Origin of the sequence: Paenibacillus sp. PK1-4R (genome assembly GCF_030369595.1) — a bacterium.
Classification (GTDB): Bacteria; Bacillota; Bacilli; order Paenibacillales; family Paenibacillaceae; genus Paenibacillus.
Map to the genome: position 1 here is coordinate 6,130,781 of NZ_CP126535.1, position 23,464 is coordinate 6,154,244.

The 23,464-nt window shown below is 45.5% G+C and carries 24 protein-coding genes and 1 other annotated feature; all 24 genes read right to left on the bottom strand.

Annotated features, from left to right (window positions below; genetic code table 11):
* Nucleotides 1–7: 7 nt before the first annotated feature.
* Entirely contained in the window at nt 8–298 is a 291-nt protein-coding gene (rplW, locus tag QNO02_RS26755; RefSeq protein ID WP_017692077.1) for a 50S ribosomal protein L23, read from the bottom strand.
* A complete protein-coding gene (gene rplD / locus QNO02_RS26760; RefSeq protein ID WP_017692076.1) occupies nt 298–921 on the bottom strand; it encodes a 50S ribosomal protein L4 in 624 nt (207 codons plus the stop codon). The genes rplW and rplD overlap by 1 nt, the downstream gene beginning before the upstream one ends.
* 25 nt (nt 922–946) lie before the next feature.
* Nucleotides 947–1,570: a 50S ribosomal protein L3 gene (gene rplC / locus QNO02_RS26765; protein ID WP_053779208.1), complete on the bottom strand. Its 624-nt coding sequence runs from the start codon at nt 1,568–1,570 to the stop codon at nt 947–949.
* Nucleotides 1,571–1,615: 45 nt separating this feature from the next.
* A complete protein-coding gene (rpsJ, locus tag QNO02_RS26770) occupies nt 1,616–1,924 on the bottom strand; it encodes a 30S ribosomal protein S10 (RefSeq protein ID WP_017692074.1) in 309 nt (102 codons plus the stop codon).
* A gap of 437 nt (nt 1,925–2,361) precedes the next feature.
* Nucleotides 2,362–3,552: an elongation factor Tu gene (tuf, locus tag QNO02_RS26775; RefSeq protein ID WP_062836181.1), complete on the bottom strand. Its 1,191-nt coding sequence runs from the start codon at nt 3,550–3,552 to the stop codon at nt 2,362–2,364.
* A gap of 95 nt (nt 3,553–3,647) precedes the next feature.
* A complete protein-coding gene (fusA, locus tag QNO02_RS26780) occupies nt 3,648–5,726 on the bottom strand; it encodes an elongation factor G (RefSeq protein WP_091039168.1) in 2,079 nt (692 codons plus the stop codon).
* A gap of 48 nt (nt 5,727–5,774) precedes the next feature.
* Nucleotides 5,775–6,245 (bottom strand): 30S ribosomal protein S7, encoded by a 471-nt coding sequence (gene rpsG, locus QNO02_RS26785; RefSeq protein ID WP_018753997.1) that lies wholly within the window; start codon nt 6,243–6,245, stop codon nt 5,775–5,777.
* Nucleotides 6,246–6,332: 87 nt separating this feature from the next.
* Nucleotides 6,333–6,755: a 30S ribosomal protein S12 gene (gene rpsL, locus QNO02_RS26790; RefSeq protein ID WP_017692070.1), complete on the bottom strand. Its 423-nt coding sequence runs from the start codon at nt 6,753–6,755 to the stop codon at nt 6,333–6,335.
* A 153-nt stretch (nt 6,756–6,908) separates the two neighbouring features.
* Entirely contained in the window at nt 6,909–7,157 is a 249-nt protein-coding gene (locus QNO02_RS26795; protein WP_047841123.1) for a ribosomal L7Ae/L30e/S12e/Gadd45 family protein, read from the bottom strand.
* Nucleotides 7,158–7,362: 205 nt separating this feature from the next.
* Nucleotides 7,363–10,977 (bottom strand): DNA-directed RNA polymerase subunit beta', encoded by a 3,615-nt coding sequence (rpoC, locus tag QNO02_RS26800; RefSeq protein WP_091039166.1) that lies wholly within the window; start codon nt 10,975–10,977, stop codon nt 7,363–7,365.
* Between the two features lie 113 nt (nt 10,978–11,090).
* Nucleotides 11,091–14,636 carry a DNA-directed RNA polymerase subunit beta gene (gene rpoB, locus QNO02_RS26805; RefSeq protein ID WP_091039164.1) on the bottom strand — a complete coding sequence of 1,182 codons (3,546 nt, stop codon included), beginning with the start codon at nt 14,634–14,636 and terminating at the stop codon, nt 11,091–11,093.
* A 396-nt stretch (nt 14,637–15,032) separates the two neighbouring features.
* Nucleotides 15,033–15,653: a class I SAM-dependent methyltransferase gene (locus tag QNO02_RS26810; RefSeq protein ID WP_036607169.1), complete on the bottom strand. Its 621-nt coding sequence runs from the start codon at nt 15,651–15,653 to the stop codon at nt 15,033–15,035.
* Nucleotides 15,654–15,749: 96 nt separating this feature from the next.
* On the bottom strand, nt 15,750–16,109 hold the full coding sequence (gene rplL, locus QNO02_RS26815) for a 50S ribosomal protein L7/L12 (protein ID WP_062836176.1): 360 nt from the start codon (nt 16,107–16,109) through the stop codon (nt 15,750–15,752).
* Between the two features lie 72 nt (nt 16,110–16,181).
* Entirely contained in the window at nt 16,182–16,685 is a 504-nt protein-coding gene (gene rplJ / locus QNO02_RS26820; RefSeq protein WP_062836175.1) for a 50S ribosomal protein L10, read from the bottom strand.
* A gap of 24 nt (nt 16,686–16,709) precedes the next feature.
* Nucleotides 16,710–16,856, bottom strand: a sequence feature (ribosomal protein L10 leader region).
* A 68-nt stretch (nt 16,857–16,924) separates the two neighbouring features.
* Entirely contained in the window at nt 16,925–17,617 is a 693-nt protein-coding gene (gene rplA, locus QNO02_RS26825) for a 50S ribosomal protein L1 (RefSeq protein ID WP_017692063.1), read from the bottom strand.
* A 94-nt stretch (nt 17,618–17,711) separates the two neighbouring features.
* Nucleotides 17,712–18,137, bottom strand: coding sequence for a 50S ribosomal protein L11 (gene rplK, locus QNO02_RS26830; protein WP_017692062.1), 426 nt, complete (start codon nt 18,135–18,137; stop codon nt 17,712–17,714).
* A gap of 68 nt (nt 18,138–18,205) precedes the next feature.
* A complete protein-coding gene (gene nusG, locus QNO02_RS26835; RefSeq protein ID WP_024633599.1) occupies nt 18,206–18,739 on the bottom strand; it encodes a transcription termination/antitermination protein NusG in 534 nt (177 codons plus the stop codon).
* A 21-nt stretch (nt 18,740–18,760) separates the two neighbouring features.
* Complete coding sequence (gene secE, locus QNO02_RS26840; RefSeq protein ID WP_017692060.1) at nt 18,761–18,952, bottom strand: preprotein translocase subunit SecE; 192 nt, start codon at nt 18,950–18,952, stop codon at nt 18,761–18,763.
* A gap of 17 nt (nt 18,953–18,969) precedes the next feature.
* Nucleotides 18,970–19,119, bottom strand: a complete 150-nt coding sequence (gene rpmG, locus QNO02_RS26845) for a 50S ribosomal protein L33 (protein ID WP_072735843.1) — start codon at nt 19,117–19,119, stop codon at nt 18,970–18,972.
* 304 nt (nt 19,120–19,423) lie between these two features.
* Nucleotides 19,424–20,068: an RNA polymerase sporulation sigma factor SigH gene (gene sigH, locus QNO02_RS26850; RefSeq protein WP_017692059.1), complete on the bottom strand. Its 645-nt coding sequence runs from the start codon at nt 20,066–20,068 to the stop codon at nt 19,424–19,426.
* A gap of 171 nt (nt 20,069–20,239) precedes the next feature.
* Complete coding sequence (locus tag QNO02_RS26855; RefSeq protein ID WP_036607162.1) at nt 20,240–20,761, bottom strand: NYN domain-containing protein; 522 nt, start codon at nt 20,759–20,761, stop codon at nt 20,240–20,242.
* 5 nt (nt 20,762–20,766) lie between these two features.
* Nucleotides 20,767–21,513, bottom strand: a complete 747-nt coding sequence (gene rlmB, locus QNO02_RS26860) for a 23S rRNA (guanosine(2251)-2'-O)-methyltransferase RlmB (protein ID WP_017692057.1) — start codon at nt 21,511–21,513, stop codon at nt 20,767–20,769.
* A 43-nt stretch (nt 21,514–21,556) separates the two neighbouring features.
* The gene (locus QNO02_RS26865; protein ID WP_076334124.1) at nt 21,557–22,036 is read right to left on the bottom strand and encodes a Mini-ribonuclease 3; all 480 of its coding nucleotides are present in this window, start codon (nt 22,034–22,036) and stop codon (nt 21,557–21,559) included.
* Nucleotides 22,033–23,433 (bottom strand): cysteine--tRNA ligase, encoded by a 1,401-nt coding sequence (gene cysS, locus QNO02_RS26870; protein ID WP_091020524.1) that lies wholly within the window; start codon nt 23,431–23,433, stop codon nt 22,033–22,035. The genes QNO02_RS26865 and cysS overlap by 4 nt, the downstream gene beginning before the upstream one ends.
* Nucleotides 23,434–23,464 lie beyond the last annotated feature (31 nt).

Below are 23,464 nucleotides of genomic sequence, written 5' to 3' on the forward strand. Positions count from 1 at the left end.
AATTCAATTATACAGTTTCAAAGAACTCAAGCGTTTTGCTGTCTTTTGTCAGCGTTACAAACGCTTTTTTCCATTCGCTAGTATATCCGGAATAACGTCCGTACCGTTTCGGCTTAGCTGGAACACGAAGCGTGTTCACGTTTTTCACTTTTACATTGAAAATAGCTTCTACTGCCTTTTTGATCTCGGTTTTGTTTGCACGGATATCGACTTCAAATACATATTTCAAGTCGTTCATCATGTCAGCAGTACGTTCCGTAATAATCGGACGTTTTACAATATCACGAGGATCCTTCATTACGCGAGCACCTCCTCTACCTTCTGAACTGCTTCTTTCGTAATGATCAATTTGTCGTGCGAAAGCACGTCAAGAACATTAATGCCGTCAGCAGCTACGAATTTCACGCCTGGAATATTCCGTGCGGAAAGAGCTACATTATCATCATAGCTAGGAGCTACAATCAAAGCTTTACGTCCCACTTTGAGGTTACTCAAGATGGCTGCGAATTCTTTAGTTTTAGGTGTGCTCAATGTGAGAGCGTCCAAAACGATAATGTCATTGTCAAGCACTTTGGATGAAAGGGCTGATTTGATCGCCAAGCGGCGAACTTTCTTAGGCAGTTTGTACGCATAGCTCCGTGGTGTTGGACCAAATACGATACCGCCGCCTTTCCATTGTGGTGAACGAATTGAACCTTGACGAGCGCGACCTGTACCTTTTTGTTTCCAAGGCTTACGTCCACCGCCACGTACTTCAGAACGTCCTTTTACTTTGTGGGTACCTTGACGAAGGGAAGCGCGTTGCATAAGAACTGCATCGTACAGAACGTGTTGGTTCGGCTCAATTCCGAAAACCGCATCGTTCAATTCAACTTCGCCTACTTGGCTACCATCTACATTGTAAACTGATACTTTTGGCATTTTGTGTTCCTCCTTTCTTCAGTGGTTATTTTTTCACCGTTTCTTTAACTTTAATGAGACTGTTTTTCGGTCCAGGAATGGAACCTTTCACGAGCAACACGTTACGCTCAGCGTCTACTTTAACTACTTCAAGACGTTGGATTGTAACAGTATCATGTCCCATGTGTCCTGGCAGGCGTTTGCCTTTAGGAACGCGGTTAGCTTGGATCGAACCCATTGAACCAGGGCCACGGTGGTAACGCGAACCGTGTGACATAGGTCCAGTGCTTTGTCCCCAACGTTTGATAACGCCGGCAAAACCTTTACCTTTAGATACACCCGTTACGTCAACGAATTCGCCTTCAGCGAAAATGTCAGCTTTCAGTTCTTGGCCAACTTCATATTCTGCGATGTTGATACCGCGAACTTCACGAACGTAGCGCTTAGGGGCAGTGTTCGCTTTTTTAGCGTGACCTGCTTCTGGCTTGTTAGCATTTTTCTCTTTCTTATCGGAGTAACCGATTTGAATTGCTTCGTAGCCATCGTTCTCAATGTCTTTCTTTTGCAAAACAACACAAGGGCCTGCTTCGATAACCGTTACTGGAACTACGTTACCTTCAGGAGTAAATACTTGAGTCATTCCGAGTTTTTTTCCTAAGATTGCTTTCATGTTGACACCTCTTTTCCTCTATACATGGTCTTTGTTGTAGCTATATTACAATTTAATTTCGATATCTACACCGGACGGCAGATCCAAGCGCATCAAGGCATCCACAGTTTGTGGAGTCGGGTTAACGATGTCGATCAAACGTTTATGTGTACGTTGTTCGAATTGTTCCCGAGAATCCTTGTACTTGTGCACCGCACGAAGAATAGTAATGATTTGTTTTTCAGTAGGAAGCGGAATCGGACCGGATACACCAGCACCCGAACGTTTTGCTGTTTCAACAATTTTCTCCGCGGATTGATCAAGAATTCTGTGGTCGTAAGCTTTCAAACGAATACGAATTTTTTGCTTTGCCATTTTAGTCCCTCCTTCTATCGCCCAATTTTTTATCGGACATACTCCGTGAAAATTTTCTAGCCACTCTCCCATGGCAAAGGGGCCGGGTGTGCCAGTAACCTCTCACATCATCGCAACGTCACAGAACAACATTCATTATTATATAGAAAAGATAGGCGTATTGCAAGCATATTTAAGAAAAACATTTAAACTTATCTTTTCTGATGAAATGACTTCGTTTATTGCAGTGTTATTCTTCAATATCCAGGCTGCCTTGCCAATCCTTCTAAACTCGTAAATGATGTTCATTTCGTATGACGCAGGTTCCGAAACTTTTAACATAATAAAAGAGTTCTCTATCCGATGTCGGATAAAGAACTCTTCCGAAGCTTCGTTACAATACAATGTTACTCGTTCCAGTACACTGTTGCATATGCTTTATTCAGCGTTAAGCCGAATTATTTTTGGATAGATGCTACGGAACCGGCACCTACTGTACGTCCACCTTCACGAATGGAGAACTTAGTTCCTTCTTCAATCGCGATTGGGGAGATCAGGGAAACAGTAACAGTGATGTTATCACCAGGCATTACCATTTCAGTACCTTCAGGCAAGTTGATGATGCCTGTTACGTCAGTTGTACGGAAGTAGAACTGTGGACGGTAACCAGTGAAGAATGGTTTGTGACGTCCGCCCTCTTCTTTAGTCAGAACGTAGATTTGAGCTGTGAATTCTGTGTGAGGCTTAACAGAACCCGGTTTAGCCAAAACTTGGCCACGCTCGATGTTGTTACGGTCAACACCACGAAGAAGTGCTCCGATGTTGTCACCAGCTTGAGCGGAATCCAGCAATTTGCGGAACATCTCAACGCCTGTTACAACAGATTTTTTAGTTTCTTCAGTGATACCAACGATTTCGATCTCTTCGCCGACTTTAACAGTACCACGCTCTACACGGCCAGTAGCAACAGTACCACGACCAGTGATGGAGAATACGTCCTCGACAGGCATCAAGAAAGGCTTGTCAGTTTGACGCTCAGGCAGTGGGATGTAAGTGTCGATCTCTTTGAACATCTCAACGATTTTTTGAGCCCATTCGCCATCTGGGTTTGCCAGTGCTTCACGAGCGGATCCACGAGTGATTGGAGTATCGTCACCTGGGAACTCATATTCGTTAAGAAGGTCGCGAACTTCCATCTCAACCAATTCCAACAACTCTTCGTCTTCAACCATGTCACATTTGTTCAAGAATACAACAATGTAAGGTACGCCTACTTGACGGGAGAGCAAGATGTGCTCACGAGTTTGTGGCATTGGGCCGTCAGCTGCGGATACTACCAAGATAGCTCCGTCCATTTGTGCCGCGCCAGTGATCATGTTTTTAACATAGTCGGCGTGACCTGGGCAGTCTACGTGAGCGTAGTGACGAGTGTCAGTTTCGTACTCAACGTGTGCTGTGGAGATAGTGATACCGCGCTCGCGCTCTTCTGGAGCTTTGTCGATTTGGTCGAATGCTACAGCAGCACCACCGTAAGTTTTGGACAATACAGTTGTGATTGCAGCAGTCAGAGTTGTTTTACCGTGATCGACGTGACCAATAGTACCGATGTTAACGTGGGGTTTATTACGTTCGTATTTAGCCTTTGCCATTTGAACGTGGCCTCCTTAAAATTATAATTTTATGTTTTCACTGAATGAAGTGCTCCGAAATGAATTCTTATGCACTTGCATCCAGTGTGAGAAAACTACTCGGTGCCTTTTGTTTTAGCAACGATTTCTTCAGCGATGCTCTTAGGAACTTCTTCATAATGAGAGAGTTCCATGGAGAATACGCCGCGTCCTTGAGTACCGGAACGAAGAGTTGTAGAGTAACCAAACATTTCAGACAAAGGTACCTTAGCACGGATGATTTGAGCTCCACTACGGGAATCCATACCTTCAATGCGGCCACGACGGGAGTTCAACATACCCATTACGTCACCCATGTACTCTTCTGGAACAGTTACTTCTACTTTCATGATAGGCTCAAGCAGAACTGGTTTACACTTGTCTTTAGCCGCTTTAAGCGCCATAGATCCGGCAATTTTAAATGCCATCTCGTTGGAATCGACATCATGGTAAGATCCGTCTACGATTGTAGCCTTAACGTCAACAAGCGGGAAGCCTGCAATAACGCCGTTTTTCATTTGCTCTTCAATCCCTGACAGTGCAGGTTGAATGTATTCTCTTGGAACGGAACCACCGACAACCTTACTTTCGAACTGGCTGCCTGTACCCGGCTCGAGAGGTTCGAATTCAACCCATACGTGACCGTATTGACCACGACCACCGGATTGACGTACGAATTTACCTTCAACGCGCGCTGGAGCACGGAATGTTTCACGGTAAGCTACTTGTGGTTTACCCACAGTAGTTTCAACCTTGAACTCACGACGCATACGGTCGATGATGATATCAAGGTGAAGCTCACCCATACCTGCCAAGATTGTTTGACCTGTTTCTTCGTCAGTATGAGCACGAAGAGTTGGATCCTCTTCAGTCAACTTACCGAGAGCAACACCCATTTTATCTTGGTCAGCTTTGGTTTTAGGTTCAACGGCGATTTCGATAACCGGATCAGGGAAGTTCATTGACTCCAGGATAACCGGATTTTTCTCATCACATAGTGTATCACCTGTACCCGTATCTTTCAAACCTACGGCAGCTGCAATATCACCGGAGTAAACTTCAGTGATCTCTTGACGGCTGTTCGCGTGCATTTGAAGGATACGACCGATACGCTCACGTTTGTTTTTAGTGGCATTCAATACATATGATCCGGATTGAAGAACACCGGAGTATACGCGGAAGAATGTCAATTTACCAACGTAAGGGTCAGTCATGATTTTGAATGCCAATGCGGAGAATGGCTCTTCATCAGAGGACTTACGAACTGCTTCAGTTCCATCTTCAAGATGACCAGTGATTGATGGTACATCTGTTGGAGCTGGCAAGTAGTCGATAACAGCATCCAACATCAGTTGAACACCTTTGTTACGGTATGAGGATCCACAGATAACTGGGAAGATCTTAACATCTACAACACCTTTACGGAGTACGGCTTTGATCTCATCAATTGTGATTTCTTCGCCTTCCAGGTATTTCATTGTCAAGTCTTCATCCAGTTCAGCAACGCGCTCAATCAACTCGTTGCGAAGTTCTTCAACTTGATCTGCAAATTCTGCAGGAATGTCGGTTTCTTCGATATCTTGTCCGAGATCATCTTTGTACATATGAGCTCTTTGTGCAACGATATCGATGATACCTTTGAAATCATTTTCAGCGCCGATTGGAAGTTGAATCGCAACAGCGTTCGCTTGAAGGCGATCACGCATGTCAGATACAACATTCAGGAAGTCAGCACCGATGATATCCATTTTGTTTACATATGCGATACGAGGTACGCCGTACTTGTCAGCCTGTCTCCATACGGTTTCGGACTGAGGCTCAACGCCTTCTTTCGCACTGAATACACCAACTGCTCCGTCCAATACACGAAGGGAACGTTCAACTTCAACAGTGAAGTCAACGTGTCCCGGGGTATCAATAATATTAACGCGGTGGCCTTTCCAAGCAGCGGTAGTTGCAGCGGAAGTAATCGTAATTCCGCGCTCCTGTTCCTGTTCCATCCAGTCCATTGTCGCAGCGCCTTCGTGTACTTCACCGATTTTGTGCGTACGTCCTGTGTAGAACAAGATCCGCTCAGTTGTCGTGGTTTTACCCGCATCAATATGAGCCATGATCCCGATATTACGTGTATTTTTCAAGGAGAACTCTCTAGCCATGAAATGGGTCTCCCTTCAAAATTGAAGTTTTTTATTGTGAACTGAATCCTACCAACGGTAGTGAGCAAACGCTTTGTTCGCTTCAGCCATTTTGTGCGTATCTTCACGTTTTTTAACGGAAGCGCCTGTGTTGTTGGAAGCGTCGATGATCTCAGCCGCCAAACGCTCTTCCATTGTTTTCTCACCGCGGTTGCGGGAGTAGTTCACGAGCCAACGTAGTCCCAGAGCAGTACGTCTCTCTGGTTTTACCTCGATTGGTACTTGGTAGTTGGCACCGCCGACACGGCGAGCTTTAACTTCCAGGACTGGCATGATATTCTTGATTGCTGCTTCAAATACTTCCATCGGGTCATTACCCGTACGTTCTTGAATCAACTTGAACGCATTATACAGAATGCTTTGAGCAACACCGCGTTTTCCGTCGAGCATGATGCGATTGATCAAACGAGTAACCAACTTGCTGTTGTATACCGGATCTGGCAACACGTCTCTTTTCGTAACTGGACCTTTGCGTGGCATGGATATCCCCCTTTCTTTCTTGTTCAGCAGACCCTGTACCTTCCAGACCTAAGCCAGAAGGCTTTCAGGTTCTCTGCTTATAATGGTTTAGGCTTTTTTAGCTTTTGGACGTTTTGCACCGTATTTCGAACGAGCTTGCATACGGTTGTTTACGCCTGCAGTATCGAGAGCTCCACGAACGATGTGATAACGAACTCCTGCAAGGTCTTTAACTTTACCTCCGCGGATCAATACCACACTGTGCTCTTGAAGGTTATGTCCGATTCCCGGGATATAAGCAGTTACCTCGAGACGGTTCGTCAAACGAACACGAGCATACTTACGAAGTGCAGAGTTTGGTTTACGTGGAGTCATTGTACCTACACGAGTGCAGACACCACGTTTTTGTGGGGCACTGATGTTAGTAGATTCACGTTTCAAAGCGTTGAATCCTTTTTGCAAAGCTGGAGATTTTGACTTCTCAACTTTTGCTTGACGTCCTTTACGAACCAGTTGATTAATAGTTGGCATGTGATTGCCACCCCCTTCCTCAAATATTCATGTTTCTTTATAAACCTCTTTTCGCTAAGTCCACAGACCCAGGCGGTTCATAAAAAGACAAATGAAAAGTTTTTGCCTTAGAGAATCCCTAAAAGTTCTCGGACAAAAACGTTCCTTACACTATCATTTTACGACAGCAGCCATAGCTGCTCCCACTCCAATCCCGCAAGCTTTGCCGAGATTTTTCATTGTATCCACTTTCGTGTACTTCACATTGTGTTGTTCACACAAAGCAATGATTTTGGAAGTGAGCTGCGGATCACTATCTTCTGCGACATAGACTTCAGAAGCCATACCTGTCTGCACCATCCGCATGGTCTGTTTGGTACCTATTTTGACATGAGCATCTTGCAAGGCTTTTTCATTAGACATTGTGCATTCCTCCGAATATAACCATGTACAATCAGCTGCCCACGCACCTTTGATATATTAGCATCTAGCGCAAGCATTGTCAATGCTAATCCTAAAACATTTTTTAAAAGTTTACGCACATCAGGATTCGTCCGCCTGCATTATACAAGCGTCCGCCTCCTGACGTACAAAACTTTCATTCTCCTCTAAATGAGGAGGAATCTATTTAATCAACCGAAACTGGCTCAAGTTCTTCTACTGAAGATTGACCATCTTCTGGCTCAGCAAATTTGATGCTGCGGTAACGGTGCATACCTGTACCTGCAGGAATCAATTTACCGATGATTACATTTTCCTTCAGACCGAGCAACTGATCGACTTTACCTTTGATCGCTGCATCTGTCAGTACACGTGTAGTTTCTTGGAACGAAGCCGCCGAGAGGAAGGAGTCTGTTTCCAGCGATGCTTTCGTAATACCGAGCAGGATTGGTTTAGCAACCGCAGGCTCTTTATCACTAAGAATCGCAATTTTGTTAGCTCTTTCGTACTCATGCGTATCTACGAACGATCCTGGCAACAGCGTTGTATCACCTGCATCTACGATGCGGATTTTACGCAGCATTTGACGGATCATAACTTCAACGTGCTTGTCATTGATTTCTACGCCTTGGTTACGGTATACGCGCTGTACTTCCTGCAAAATGTAGTTTTGTACGCCACGTACGCCTTTAATGCGCAGCATTTCTTTAGGATCGATGGAACCGTCTGTCAACTCGTCACCCGCTTCAATTTCCATGCCTTCGCTTACGCGCACACGGGAACCGTAGGTAACAGAGTATACTTTGGACTCCGCTTCACCTTGAATTTCGATTTCACGACGATCTTTCGCTTCGCGAATCTCTTTAACCACACCATCAATCTCACTGATCGTTGCTTGACCCTTAGGATTACGAGCTTCAAACAACTCTTGGATACGCGGCAAACCTTGCGTAATATCGTCTCCGGCTACACCGCCGGTGTGGAACGTACGCATTGTAAGCTGTGTTCCCGGCTCACCAATGGATTGTGCTGCAATAATACCAACTGCTTCACCAATCTCCACGTGTTTACCTGTCGCAAGGTTACGACCATAACACTTCTTGCAGACACCGTGACTTGCACGGCAGCTGAGTACGGAGCGGATTTGCAATTTGGTGATTCCCGCTTTGATGATCGCTTCTGCTTTATCGGAGTCAATCAATTCATTGCGACCTGCAATGATTTCTTTTGTTTCCGGATGACGAACTGTCTCGAAGCAGTATCTGCCTTCAATACGGTCGTAGAGATCTTCAATAACCTCTTTACCATCCTGGATACGACTTACCGTAAAGCCTTTATCTGTACCACAATCATCATCACGCACGATTACGTCTTGGGCTACGTCTACGAGACGACGAGTCAGGTAACCTGAATCGGCTGTACGCAGGGCTGTATCCGCCAAACCTTTACGCGCTCCGTGAGTGGAGATAAAGTACTCGAGTACCGTCAGACCTTCACGGAAATTCGATTTGATTGGGAGTTCGATAATACGACCGGATGGGTTGGCCATCAGACCACGCATACCGCCCAATTGGGTGATTTGCGATTTGTTACCCCGTGCTTTGGAGTCTACCATCATCATGATCGAGTTGTAACGATCCATGGACTTCATCAGAATCTCAGTGATGTCATCTTTGGATTTTGACCAGATATCAATGATACGGTCATAGCGCTCTTCATTCGTAATCAGACCACGACGGTACTGATTCGTAACGATTTGTGCTTTTTCCTCAGACTGTCTAAGAATTTCAAACTTCTCAGGCGGAACGATAACATCAGATACCGCAACCGTAATACCGGCACGTGTAGAGTATGTGAATCCAAGTTGTTTGATTTTATCCAAAATAACGGCTGTTTCCGTTGTGTGATAAATTTCAAAACAACGTGCAATGATGGAGCCGAGGTATTCTTTACCGACACCGCCAGCCAGAGGAGCATTCATAATAGCTTCTCTGAGATCAGCACCTTTTTCATATACAAATGAGTGATCTGCAGTACCTTGGTATAGGTTAGCACGAGTCGCATCATTGATATACGGGAAGCTTGCCGGGAAAATTTCATTAAAGATAATTTTACCGATAGTTGTCAGCAACATTCCTTCTTGCTGTTCTTCCGTGAAGCTTGTTTTACCAAGCGCCTTAACCGGAATAGCTACACGCGCATGCAGACCAGCAGTACCACGTTGGTATGCCGATACAGCTTCGTTAACTGTACGCAAGATCATACCTGTGCCCTTTTCTTCCTTGTTGTCCATAGTGAGGTAATAAGAACCAAGCACCATATCCTGGGAAGGAGTAACAACCGGTTTACCGTCTTTCGGGTTCAAAATGTTACCAGATGCGAGCATCAGGATACGTGCTTCCGCTTGAGCTTCAGCGGACAACGGAACGTGCACGGCCATTTGGTCACCGTCAAAGTCGGCATTGTATGCCGTACATACGAGCGGGTGAAGACGAATTGCTTTACCTTCAACGAGAATCGGTTCAAATGCTTGAATACCGAGTCTGTGAAGCGTAGGGGCACGGTTCAACAGAACCGGATGCTCCTTGATTACTTCTTCAAGAACATCCCATACTTCAGGACTTACACGCTCAACTTTACGTTTCGCGCTCTTGATGTTGTGGGCAAGCCCTTTATTAACAAGCTCTTTCATAACAAAAGGCTTGAACAATTCAAGTGCCATATCTTTTGGCAGACCACACTGATACATTTTCAGGTAAGGTCCAACAACGATAACGGAACGACCAGAATAGTCAACCCGTTTACCGAGCAAGTTCTGACGGAAACGTCCTTGTTTACCTTTCAGCATGTGGCTGAGAGATTTCAATGGACGGTTACCAGGACCCGTTACCGGGCGTCCACGACGACCATTATCGATCAATGCGTCAACAGCTTCCTGCAACATCCGTTTTTCATTTTGCACGATAATATCTGGCGCGCCCAGATCAAGCAGACGTTTCAGACGGTTGTTCCGGTTGATTACACGGCGATACAAGTCATTCAGGTCAGACGTTGCAAAACGTCCGCCATCCAACTGTACCATTGGACGAAGTTCCGGTGGGATAACAGGAAGTACATCCATGATCATCCACTCTGGCTTGTTGCCGGAGTTACGGAATGCTTCGATAACTTCCAGACGTTTGATTGCACGATTACGACGTTGTCCTTGCGCAGTCCGGAGCTCTTCTTTCAGGAACTCGAGCTCTTTGTCTATGTCAAGGTCTTGAAGCAATTTTTTAACCGCTTCTGCGCCCATGCCAGCCTGGAAACCATAGCCGTATTTTTCACGGTAGCTGCGGTATTCTTTCTCGGACAACAGCTGTTTTTTCTCCAGTGGAGTTTCTCCTGGATCAGTTACAACATATGATGCAAAATAAATAATCTCTTCGAGTGATCTTGGAGACATATCCAGCGCAAGACCCATACGGCTCGGAATACCTTTGAAGTACCAGATATGCGATACCGGAGCAGCGAGCTCAATATGGCCCATCCGTTCGCGGCGTACTTTCGCACGTGTTACTTCAACGCCACAACGATCACAGACAACGCCTTTATAACGGACGCGTTTGTATTTACCGCAATGACATTCCCAGTCTTTTGTAGGGCCAAAAATCTTTTCGCAGAACAGCCCTTCTTTTTCCGGTTTCAACGTACGATAGTTGATCGTTTCCGGTTTTTTCACTTCTCCGCGGGACCAAGAACGAATTTTCTCTGGGGAAGCAAGCCCGATCTTCATGTATTCGAAATTGTTGACGTCCAACAAGGAGCAACCCTCCTTAACCAATTCCTGTATTCTAGGTTACGCCCACTCCGGCCGAAGCCGGAGCAAGACGCGAGCCTGATGAAAAACGCCGGTCATCATGCGCTCGAAGCGGTTTATTCCGCTCCGACCTCTGTACCCTCAAGGTTGAGGCTGAGCTTATCGCTCGCAGCGTCATCTTCATCGTCCATTTCTCTCATTTCAATCTCTTGCTCATCTTCGCTCAAAATCTTAACATCCATACCCAAGCTTTGCAGCTCTTTGATCAATACTTTGAATGATTCAGGAACGCCTGGTTCCGGAACATTCTCACCTTTGACAATGGATTCATACGTTTTAACCCGACCAACAACATCATCGGATTTAACAGTCAAGATTTCTTGCAGTGTATAAGCTGCACCGTATGCCTCAAGCGCCCATACTTCCATCTCCCCGAAACGCTGTCCACCAAATTGGGCTTTACCACCCAATGGCTGTTGCGTAACAAGTGAGTAAGGACCCGTGGAACGGGCATGGATTTTATCATCAACCATGTGTGCCAATTTGATCATGTGCATGACACCTACGGTAACTTCACGTTCAAACTCTTCCCCTGTACGACCATCATACAGGACAGTTTTACCATTACGTTGCATACCTGCTTCTTCCATCGTATCGAAGACGTCATACTCCTTCGCTCCGTCGAATACAGGAGTTGCTACGTGAATACCCAGTTGCATCGCCGCCATACCCAAGTGAACCTCAAGTACTTGACCGATATTCATCCGGGAAGGTACGCCCAGTGGGTTAAGAACGATCTGAACCGGTGTACCGTCTGGCAGGAAAGGCATATCTTCTTCCGGCAAGATGCGGGCCACGACCCCTTTGTTACCGTGACGTCCGGCCATTTTATCACCCTCGGAAATTTTCCGTTTTTGAGCGATATAGACACGAACGAGTTGGTTAACACCTGGAGGCAGTTCATCACCGTTTTCACGGGTAAATACTTTCACGTCTACTACGATACCGTCAGTACCATGTGGTACACGCAAGGAAGTATCACGTACTTCACGTGCTTTCTCACCAAAGATCGCATGCAAGAGACGTTCTTCTGCTGTCAGCTCTGTTACACCCTTAGGTGTTACTTTACCAACCAGAATGTCGCCAGCACTAATCTCAGCACCGATGCGGATAATACCGCGCTCATCCAAGTTACGCAACGCTTCTTCCCCAACGTTAGGGATGTCACGTGTGATCTCTTCAGGTCCGAGCTTGGTATCACGTGCTTCTGACTCATATTCCTCGATATGGATGGATGTGTATACATCTTCCTTAACGAGTTTTTCACTGAGCAAGATCGCATCCTCGTAGTTGTAACCTTCCCAAGTCATGAAGGCAACAACAACGTTACGTCCCAGAGCCAATTCACCCATTTCCGTTGAAGGACCATCAGCGAGGATATCGCCAGCTTTGACAGCAGCACCTCTTTTGACAATCGGACGCTGGTTAATGCATGTTCCTTGGTTCGAACGCATAAATTTGTGTAATTTATATTTAACGATATCGCCTTTAACTTCCTGACCGTCCACTTCTTCAACACGACGGAGCCAAATTTCGTTCGCAGAAGAACGTTCAATAATTCCGTCATAATCGGAGACAATACATACACCAGAATCTTTTGCAGCTTTGTGCTCCATACCTGTTCCTACAAGTGGTGCTTTAGGAATCAGGAGTGGAACCGCCTGACGCTGCATGTTTGATCCCATGAGTGCACGGTTGGAGTCATCGTTCTCAAGGAACGGGATCAGCGCTGTAGCGACGGATACAACCTGTTTAGGAGATACGTCCATGTAGTCAACTCGCTCACTCGGCATCGTAAGGATGTTATCCGACTGTTTGTTGTAACGTACAATGATCGCTTCTTCTTCAAATGTACCGTCTTCGTTCAACTTCGCATTCGCTTGCGCGATAACATAGTTGTCCTCTTCGTCCGCTGTCAGGTAATCAATTTGTTCTGTTACAATACCTGTCTTCGGATCAACCCAACGATATGGAGCTTCAATGAAGCCATATTCATTCACACGGGCGAACGTAGACAAGGAGTTGATCAAACCGATGTTTGGTCCCTCTGGAGTCTCGATTGGACACATACGGCCATAGTGGGATGGATGGACGTCACGCACTTCCATACCTGCGCGCTCACGCGTCAAACCACCGGGTCCGAGTGCGGACAAACGACGTTTATGTGTCAACTCACCCAGAGGGTTCGTTTGATCCATAAACTGTGACAACTGAGAGCTACCAAAGAACTCTTTAATCGATGCAATAACAGGACGTATGTTAATCAAAGCCTGTGGTGTAATTACGTTAGCATCCTGAATGGACATTCTCTCACGAACCACACGCTCCATACGGGACAAACCAATACGGAACTGGTTCTGCAGAAGTTCACCCACCGAACGCAAACGACGGTTACCCAGATGATCGATATCATCCGTGCTACCAATTCCCTGCAGAAGGTTAAGGAAATAACTGATGGACGAAATGATATCCGCCGGTGTCACGTTTTTAACGGACTTGTCAATGTTTGCATTGGCAATCAGTTTGACCACTTTACCATCTTCAGTTGGTGAGAACACATCAATCGTTTGCATAGGGATATCATTGGCATCCAAAACGCCGTTACCCACGTGATACGTGCGGAATCCAACGCTCTTCTCCAGATACGGCATGATTTCATCCAACAAACGACGATCAACCATTTGACCTGCTTCTGCAATGATTTCACCTGTCTCAGCGTCTACAAGTGACTCAGCCAAGCGTTGGTTAAACAAACGGTTTTTGATGTGAAGTTTTTTATTCATTTTGTAACGACCTACATTAGCCAGGTCATAACGTTTTGGATCAAAGAAACGTGCTACGAGCAAGCTTTTCGCATTATCCAGCGTTGGAGGCTCGCCCGGACGAAGACGCTCATAGATCTCAATGAGTGCTTTCTCCGTGGAATCCGTGTTGTCTTTGTCCAGTGTGTTGCGGATATATTCGTCATTACCGAGCAGATCCAGAATCTCAGCATCTGTGCCAAAACCAAGTGAACGCAAGAGAACCGTAACCGGTATTTTACGTGTACGGTCGATCCGGACGTAAACAACATCCTTCGCGTCCATCTCCAGTTCCAACCAAGCGCCGCGGTTAGGAATAACTGTAGCGGTATACGTTTTTTTGGCGTTTTTATCTACTTTGGTACTGAAGTAAACGCTAGGAGAGCGAACCAACTGGCTGACAATAACCCGTTCCGCACCATTAATAATAAATGTGCCCGTGTTGGTCATCAGCGGGAAATCTCCCATGAATACTTCCTGCTCTTTGACTTCGCCGGTTTCCTTATTAATGAGCCGGACTTTGACCCGAAGCGGTGCTGCATAAGTAACGTCACGCTCTTTCGCGTCGTCTACTGTATACTTCGGTTCACCGAGACTGTAATCGATAAATTCCAAAATCAAGTTACCTGTAAAATCCTGAATCGGCGAGATATCCTGGAACATTTCGCGCAACCCTTCCTCCAAAAACCAATCATAGGATTTTTGCTGGATTTCAATCAGGTTCGGAACTTCGAGTATCTCGTTAATTCGTGCATAACTGCGCCGAGTGCGTCGACCATATTGAACAAGATGTCCTGCCAACTTAAACTCACCCCTCAATGTCTACTCACTTTAAAAATTTCGTTGCGAACCTCTGTTTGTAACCTTATAATGGTACACATACAGAGCAAAGCAATGCATCCACAAATAAAGAAAAGCCCTTACTCGAAATGTCGTTCGAAAAAAGAGCAACTTTGATCGGCGGATGTCTTTCCAAATCATTCTTATCCCCAGTTTGCCCAAAATGTACATATTATACGCCAAACGTAGGCATAATAAGCCCGTTCGGCGTAAAAAAAAGGTTGACATTTTTTAGTTAGCTAAAGCCAAGTAGGGCATCTTAATACTGACATTTTACAACTATACCACGACCTGAATTTCAAGTCAATAGTCCTATTGCAAAAAAAATGATCCCCTGCTTACTTTACAAACTCGGATTCAGCTTTTAGTAGATACCTCTTCCGATTTCACCGCTTTGAAAATCCGATAGCCTTTATCCTTCGTCACTTCTTCCACTCTTCCAAACAAAGATTCCAATTTCGCTTTCGCTGATGGGGCTCCTTGTTTCTTCTGAATGACAATCCACAACGAACCGCCTACCTTCAGATGGCGATGTGCCTGTTCGAAAATAGTATGAACCGTCTCTTTCCCAGCCCGTATAGGCGGATTGGTCAGAATAACGTCAAAATCTTGCTTTTTTACTTCAGCCAGTAGATTACTTTGTAATACCGTAACATTGTTAATTCCGTTCGCTTTTGCATTTTCCCTGGAAAGTTCAACGGCTCTCTCGTTGATATCGATCATGGTGACATGCCCATCCGGTACAAGTTTGGCTGCTGTAAGACCCATTGGCCCGTATCCACAGCCCACATCGAGAACATGAGCCCCTGATGGCAACTCTATCGCATCAATCAATACTCTGCTGCCATAATCGATTCCGTTTTTGGAAAACACACCGGCGTCCGTCACGAATCGCAGACTGAATCCGCGAAGAACCGCTTCAGTTGCTCTGCGATCATGCGCTACTTGCGGTTTGTCCGAATAATAATGATTGGACATGCCCTCACTCACTTTCCATTTACAATTACAGCAACAAACCCCTTGATATAAGTCAAGGGGTTTGTTGTTTTGTTCATCTAGCTTATAAAAGCTAAATTATTTAACTTCGATTGTAGCGCCAGCTTCTTCAAGCTTAGCTTTAACCGCTTCTGCTTCTTCTTTAGCAACTTTTTCTTTCAGTGCTTTTGGAGCGTTGTCAACCAGTTCTTTTGCTTCTTTCAGGCCAAGACCTGTGATTTCGCGAACTGCTTTGATAACGTTGATTTTGGAAGCACCAGCGTTAGTCAAGATTACGTCGAACTCGGATTGCTCAGCTTCAGCAGAAGCTACTGCACCTGCAGCAGCTACTGGAGCTGCAGCAGTTACGCCGAATTCTTCTTCGATTGCTTTAACAAGATCGTTCAATTCCAGTACAGTCATGCCTTTGATTGCTTCCAAGATTTGCTCTTTACTCATGAGTGAACCTCCATATATAATATTATTTTTTTTAATTCATTTGCCACTTAAGCAGCATTCAGATCAAGTTGCTTACGCGCCTTGTTCTTCTTTTTCCGCAACTGCTTTAACCGCAAGCGCGAAGTTGCGCACTGGCGCTTGAAGCACGCTGAGGAGCATGGAGAGGAGACCATCGCGGGATGGCAGTTCTGCCAATGCTTTAACTTCTTGTACTCCGATTACGCGACCTTCTACAACTGCACCTTTCAATTCCAGTGCATCGTTCTTTTTCGCGAAGTCGTTCAGAATTTTAGCTGGAGCCACAACGTCATCTACGCTGAATGCAATTGCAGTAGGACCTGTAAGAACACTATCGAGTTCTGTCAGTTCTGCTGCTGCAGCTGCACGGCGAAGCAACGAGTTTTTCAGCACTTGGAATTCGATCCCTGCTTCACGAAGTTGCTTACGCAACTCAGTTACTTGGGCAACGTTCAATCCGCGATAGTCAACAACAACAGTTGTAACGCTCTCGCGCAATTTTGCTGTTACTGCATCTACGGACTCTTGTTTTGCTTGAATCACTTTTGCGTTTGCCAATCTGTACACCTCCTGATCAAATTTATCCCATTAAGAAAAGCCTCCGTAGAATCACGAAGGCTTGATATATACTCATCATCGATTTGCATCGTTCTAAGTTCTATAATCACACCTCGGCAGGAAATTAAGCCAAATGGCACCTACTGTCTACGGCAAGCATATTCAAATGTCAACGGTCAGTCACTCGGACTCACAACTTTTATATCTTATCAAAAACAGGACAAGCCTGTCAAGAGATATTATCTAAAAGCTGCTGCGTTCACGCGTGCGCCAGGGCCCATCGTGGAAGAAAGACTAACATTCTTCAGATAAACACCTTTTGCTGCCGCTGGTTTAGCACGATTCAGAGCTTCCATGAGAGCTTTGAAGTTCTCATTAAGTTGCTCAGAAGAGAAAGAAGCTTTACCAATCGGTGCATGAATTTGACCTGCACGATCCAGACGATATTCGATTTTACCGGCTTTAATTTCTTGAACAGCCTTAGTTACATCGAAAGTTACCGTTCCGGCTTTAGGGTTAGGCATCAGACCTTTACCGCCGAGCAGTCGGCCCAATTTACCTACTTCACTCATCATATCTGGTGTCGCTACGCAGACGTCGAATTCGAACCAGCCTTGTTGGATTTTGTTGATCATGTCTGCATCACCAACATAGTCCGCGCCAGCCGCTTCCGCTTCTTTCGCTTTGTCACCTTTTGCAAATACCAATACGCGTTGTGTTTTACCTGTGCCGTGTGGCAAGACAACAACACCACGTACAGCCTGGTCTTGCTTACGAGGGTCTACGCCCAAACGAACTGCTGCTTCGATTGTTTCATCAAATTTTGCAGTAGCTGCCTTTTTCACAAGCTCTACAGCTTCTGAAGGCTCGTAAGTTGCTTCGCTGTCAATCAGCTTAGCAGCTTCCAGGTATTTTTTACCGTGTTTAGCCATGTTTTATTCCTCCTTTGTGGTGTTAGCGGATATACCTCCCACATCAACCGGTCGCGAATCGACCGGTTTTACGAAGCCATGTTTCTTATGAAAATTAGTCTTCGATGGTGATACCCATGCTGCGGGCAGTACCTTCGACCATACGCATAGCGGACTCAACGTCTGCTGCATTCAGGTCAGGCATTTTTGTTTCTGCGATTTGACGTACCGCATCACGTTTAACAGTAGCAACTTTTTTCTTGTTCGGTTCGCCGGATCCTTTTTCAACTTTAGCTGCCACTTTCAACAGAACTGCTGCTGGTGGAGTTTTAGTGATGAAAGTAAAGGAACGGTCCTCGAATACAGAAATTTCAACTGGAATAATCAATCCCGCTTGATCAGCTGTACGAGCGTTGAATTCTTTACAGAATGCCATGATGTTGACACCTGCTTGACCCAAAGCTGGACCTACTGGTGGTGCTGGGTTTGCTTTACCTGCTGGAATCTGCAGTTTTACCATTTTAATAACTTTTTTCGCCATGATTGACACCTCCTTGCAAAATAGTGGTTAACGGGTTTTTCAACCCTCCCACAAGAAACTTGAAGAGACTATATCTTCTCCACTTGCGTGTATTCCAACTCAAGCGGTGTTTCCCGTCCAAACATGTTCACGTGCACTTTCAACTTGCTTTTGTCTACCAAAATTTCTTCCACGGAGCCTACGAAATTCGCAAAAGGGCCGACTTTAATACGTACGGATTCCTTAATATCGAACTCAATTTTCGGCTTAGGTTCAACCATACCCATGTGCTTCAGAATTTGTTCCACTTCTTCAGGCAACAATGCAGTTGGTTTGGACCCAGAACCTGTCGAACCGACAAATCCTGTAACACCTGGTGTGTTGCGAACAACATACCAAGAATCATCCGTCTGTACCATTTCCACCAAGACATAACCAGGGTAAACTTTACGCATAACGGTTTTTTTCTTACCGTCCTTGTTTACCACTTCTTCTTCCATAGGAACAAGAACGCGGAATATCTTGTCTTCCATGCCCATAGACTCTACGCGTTTTTCCAAATTGGCTTTGACCTTGTTCTCATACCCTGAATAGGTATGAACGACGTACCATCTTTTTTCCATATCAAGCCACCGGAACCCTTCTTAAATAATCGCTTCGATCACAAAGGAGATGCCAATGTCAATGACCCAAAAAAACAGCGTCATAACCACAACAGTACCAAGTACGATCAATGTGTAGTTGGTCAGCTCTTTACGATTAGGCCAGCGAACTTTTTTAAGTTCAGCCCAGCTTTCTGAGAAAAAGGAAATCAGAGATTTGAAACTTCGTTTCACGCCGACACCTCCAAAAACTATCTGGTTTCGCGATGAGAAGTCTGCTCGTTACAAAACTTGCAAAATTTCTTCATCTCCATGCGGTCGGGGTGATTACGCTTGTTTTTTGTCGTAGTGTAATTTCTTTGTTTGCAGTTAGTACAAGCCAAAGTAATAATTACCCGCATGATGTACACCTCCCGAAGACTTCCACATTCAAGCAGAGTCTCTAAATTGATCCTGAAAAAAAGCCATAAATTTAGGCCTACCTAAAACACTTTATCACAAGGGTATAACCGTGTCAATGAAAGAATAGCCTTTCATTCATTGGGTATTACTTCCGTACAACATACATTCGTTTCTCATCTCTGTTTTTCTCTTCTCCTGCATGGACCGAGCGATTACTAGTATGAACATTCTTAGATTTTATAAACTTGAGACACTAAAAAAAGACTCAAACACCGAGCCTTTTCCGTCAACGACAACATGTGTTTAATTATCTCGAACTTCCAGGTACTTTTCAAGTTTGCGCTTGACGCGCTGAAGTGCATTATCAATGGACTTCACATGTCTGTCCAAATCTACTGCAATCTCTTGATAAGATCTCCCGTCCAGATACAACATCAATACTTTACGTTCCAGATCACTCAGAATCTCGGACATTTTATCTTCCAGGCCCACAAACTCTTCCTGATTGATGATAAGTTCTTCCGGATCACTGACCTGGGTTCCACAAATCACATCGAGTAACGTACGATCAGACTCTTCGTCATAAATAGGCTTGTCCAGAGATACATAAGAATTAAGCGGAATATGCTTCTGACGTGTTGCTGTCTTAATCGCCGTGATGATCTGTCTTGTGATACACAGTTCGGCAAAAGCCTTGAACGAAGCCAGCTTGTCCCCTTTGAAATCTCGAATGGATTTGTAGAGGCCAATCATTCCTTCTTGAATAATATCTTCCCGGTCTGCCCCAATCAGAAAATAAGATCTTGCCTTGGCGCGTACAAAGTTACGATATTTGTTAATTAGAAACTCTAACGCTTCGCTTTCGCCTTCACGGAAAGCTTCGACAATGTCTTCGTCACTTTGGTAATCATACTTGGATAACATGATATCTTTGAGGTCGACACTCACAGACAATCCCTCCGGCTGCAACGCAAGGTACCCCGTTACTCTACTCTATGAAATATAGGATCAGTATATATGATGGTACCTCACACCGTCAACCACGCTCTGCCTAAAAAAGAACATCAATAACATAAATGTCAAGAGTTTCAATATTCTAAATTTTGTAAAAACGCGCTGTTATTCCCGGCGCCATCGCTCAAACTCTTTTAATACATCCGGACTCAACTTGCCCCCAAGTGTGTTACGCGTGGTCTTCGCCTGATCTTCTTCCAGTCGTTTTTTTAATTCTTTTTCGTTCTGCTCAACTTCAATTAGCAATTCCCTTGCAGATACACGCAGCGCTCCTTGTCCAAAAATGACATGTTGCTCTACCATATCGCTCGTAGCCACATAGATTTGGCGTCTTCGCATGCTTAGTTCCCGAACGAGTCTCTCAATGCATTCGTCTGCCGTCTCTTTTTCCTTTGTAAAATAGATCTGCACTTTGCTCTGAGTAAAGGATTTACCGAGTCCAGGCACGAGGTAGGCGTCAAACACAACAATGACCCGACGGCCGGAGAAAGCCTGGTAGTCTGCAAGACGAAAGAGCAGCCTGTTACGCGCCTCTTCGAGCCCACTTTCCGCCAGTTTGGTTAATTCCGGCCAGTCACCAATCATGTTGTACCCGTCTACAAGAAGCACATCACGGGAATCAGCCATACCTTCTATTCCTGCGCTTGACGCGAGCGGAGCACTTCATACATGACAACACCCGCTGCCACGGAAGCATTCAGGGAATTAATCTGACCTTGCATCGGTAATTTGATCAGCACGTCGCATTTCTCGCGAATAAGTCGTCCCATTCCCTTGTTCTCATTTCCGATTACCAATGCCACAGGACCAGTAAAGACTCCATTACCAAAGACACCTTCATGAGCCGTGACATCTGTCCCTACAACCCATACACCTTCCTCTTTGAGGCGATCGATGGTCTGACCAAGATTACTTACACGAGCCACTGGCACGTACTCCACGGCGCCTGCTGACGTTTTGGATACCGTCACGGTTACTGCTGCCGAACGACGTTTGGGTACAATAACGCCATGTGCACCCGTGCAATCTGCTGTCCGCAAAATTGACCCCAGGTTATGAGGATCTTCAATCTCATCCAGCAGAATCAGGAAAGGATGCTCATTCTTCGCTTTTGCTGCGGCAAGAATGTCTTCTACCTCAACATAAGCGTAAGGTGCAGCTTGTGCAACTACCCCCTGATGCTGAATGCCTGGTACCGTTTGATCCAGCTTACGCTTGTCCACGTGTTGAATGACAATACCTAGTTTTTTAGCTTCTGAGATAATAGGTTGAGTCAGATGTTTCTGTGCTGTATCGGCAATCCATATTTTATTAATGGTCCGGCCTGAACGCAGCGCCTCCGTCACGGAGTGTTTACCGGCGATCCATTCTTCTTCCATCGTTGTTCGATCCTCTCTGTAATGCGTTGTTTTGTTGAAATTTCTATTTTTTTGTCGGTGATGGCGATTGTTGTTCCGCGTGCTCAATGCCATGCCCGATCAGTTCAATCATGCGATCATGATGACCACTACTGTAGAGGTAACCAATGAGACATTCAAAAGCCGTGGCATGTCTGTACTCCAACACATCTGCATTTTTGGGTACACTACCCGACTTGGCATTCCGCCCTTGCCGGACGATATCCCGTTCTTCCTCTGTCAGTTCAGCCTCAATCGTTGTAAGTATGCGGCTCTGTGCCTTCGCTGATACCAGCCCTGTTGCACTACGGTGCAAATGATTGGGACGCATGTTGGCTTTCGACAACAGATATTGACGAACAGCTACCTCATAAACCGCATCACCAATATAGGCCAGTGCAATAGGTGGAATCAACCTCGCAGGTCTGGAAGGAGGATATGGGAACCATCCTCCCTCTGTGACCTGCTCCTGTTGTTTTGGTGTATTTGGATGTCCTTCGCTCATTTGCGCCGCCATCTCATGCCCTGCGCCGTATCTTCAAGCAGAATGCCACGTGCAGACAATTCATCGCGAATTTCATCCGCTCTTGCCCAGTTTTTGGACTTGCGTGCTTCTACACGCTCTTCAATCAGACGTTCTACTTCCTCATCCAGAAGTTCTGGCTCTGCGTCAGTATAAATGCGCAGTACAGCATTCAATTCACTGAACAATTCGAGGAGCGCGCGAATGTCTGCCGCATTAACTACTTCTTGCTGCAACAGTTGGTTGGCTTCCCCTGCCCACTCAAACATCGCAGTAATTGCATCAGGAGTATTGAAATCATCCTGCATCTTCTCGTGATATTGTTGACGAATTTGGTCGAGTCTTGCCGCAAACTCTGCTGTGATATCCTGATCAACAGTTACTGCATTCAGACGATGGTTCAGGTTACCTACCGCATTCGCAATCCGGTCCACACTGTTCTGTGCCTGCTCCATCGTATCATCCGTGAAGTTCAATGGGTTGCGATAGTGGGTAGACAACATGAAATAACGAATCGCTTCGCGTTTATATTGATTCCGCAAGTCTTTAACAAGAACACCATTACCGAGTGATTTTGACATCTTCTCGTTATCAATCCGGATGAATCCATTATGCATCCAGTAGTTCGCAAGTGGTTTACCTGTTAATACCTCGGATTGGGCGCATTCGCACTCATGGTGCGGGAACTGCAAATCCTGTCCACCCCCGTGAATGTCCAGTGTATCCCCAAGGTACTCCCGAGCCATGGCGGAGCATTCAATATGCCAGCCTGGTCGACCATCGCCCCAAGGACTGGACCAATAGATCTCACCTGGTTTGGCAGCCTTCCAGAGCACAAAATCTTCGGGATGCTCTTTGCGCTCGTCTACACCCACACGGATTCCGAACTGCAGCTCCTGCAGGTTTTGTTTCGAAAGTTTGCCATATTCGCTGAATTTGCCTGTACGATAATAAACGTCACCGCCATTTTCATACGCAAATCCTTTTTCAACGAGCTCACGGATAAAATCAATGATCAGCGGCATGTTTTCCGTTACTCTCGGATTACTGCTCGCCTTGGGAATACCCAATCCCTCAAGGTCTTCATAATAGGCAGCAATAAATTTCTCAGCCACGTGAGGAACGTCTGTTCCAAGTTGTTCTGCTTTGCGAATCAGCTTATCGTCCACATCCGTGAAGTTCACCACATAGTTCACATCATGTCCTGTCTGTTCCAGGTATCCACGAACCGTGTCGAAAAAGATAACCGGGCGTGCATTCCCGATATGAATGTAGTCATATACCGTTGGTCCGCAGACATACATTTTTACTTTCCCTGGCTCTTGGGGAACAAATTCCTCTTTGGTACGACTCATCGTATTATAAATCTGAAGCGTCATGGTCACTTATCCTTTCATCCTATACTGCCTT

Coding starts and splice junctions, on each gene's coding strand:
- QNO02_RS26865 (WP_076334124.1), bottom strand. CDS start 22,036: ATGAGCGAAGGACATCCAAATACACCAAAACAACAGGAGCAGGTCACA.
- QNO02_RS26795 (WP_047841123.1), bottom strand. CDS start 7,157: ATGTCTAATGAAAAAGCCTTGCAAGATGCTCATGTCAAAATAGGTACC.
- QNO02_RS26810 (WP_036607169.1), bottom strand. CDS start 15,653: ATGTCCAATCATTATTATTCGGACAAACCGCAAGTAGCGCATGATCGC.
- rpsG (WP_018753997.1), bottom strand. CDS start 6,245: ATGCCACGCAAAGGTCCAGTTACGAAAAGAGACGTGTTGCCAGATCCG.
- rpsJ (WP_017692074.1), bottom strand. CDS start 1,924: ATGGCAAAGCAAAAAATTCGTATTCGTTTGAAAGCTTACGACCACAGA.
- rplD (WP_017692076.1), bottom strand. CDS start 921: ATGCCAAAAGTATCAGTTTACAATGTAGATGGTAGCCAAGTAGGCGAA.
- QNO02_RS26855 (WP_036607162.1), bottom strand. CDS start 20,761: ATGGCTGATTCCCGTGATGTGCTTCTTGTAGACGGGTACAACATGATT.
- rpsL (WP_017692070.1), bottom strand. CDS start 6,755: ATGCCAACTATTAATCAACTGGTTCGTAAAGGACGTCAAGCAAAAGTT.
- nusG (WP_024633599.1), bottom strand. CDS start 18,739: ATGGAAAAAAGATGGTACGTCGTTCATACCTATTCAGGGTATGAGAAC.
- cysS (WP_091020524.1), bottom strand. CDS start 23,433: ATGACGCTTCAGATTTATAATACGATGAGTCGTACCAAAGAGGAATTT.
- rlmB (WP_017692057.1), bottom strand. CDS start 21,513: ATGGAAGAAGAATGGATCGCCGGTAAACACTCCGTGACGGAGGCGCTG.
- tuf (WP_062836181.1), bottom strand. CDS start 3,552: ATGGCAAAGGCTAAATACGAACGTAATAAACCCCACGTTAACATCGGT.
- rplA (WP_017692063.1), bottom strand. CDS start 17,617: ATGGCTAAACACGGTAAAAAATACCTGGAAGCTGCTAAGCTGATTGAC.
- fusA (WP_091039168.1), bottom strand. CDS start 5,726: ATGGCTAGAGAGTTCTCCTTGAAAAATACACGTAATATCGGGATCATG.
- rplL (WP_062836176.1), bottom strand. CDS start 16,109: ATGAGTAAAGAGCAAATCTTGGAAGCAATCAAAGGCATGACTGTACTG.
- rplK (WP_017692062.1), bottom strand. CDS start 18,137: ATGGCGAAAAAAGTTATTAAAATGGTAAAACTGCAGATTCCAGCAGGT.
- rplC (WP_053779208.1), bottom strand. CDS start 1,570: ATGAAAGCAATCTTAGGAAAAAAACTCGGAATGACTCAAGTATTTACT.
- rpmG (WP_072735843.1), bottom strand. CDS start 19,119: ATGCGGGTAATTATTACTTTGGCTTGTACTAACTGCAAACAAAGAAAT.
- rplW (WP_017692077.1), bottom strand. CDS start 298: ATGAAGGATCCTCGTGATATTGTAAAACGTCCGATTATTACGGAACGT.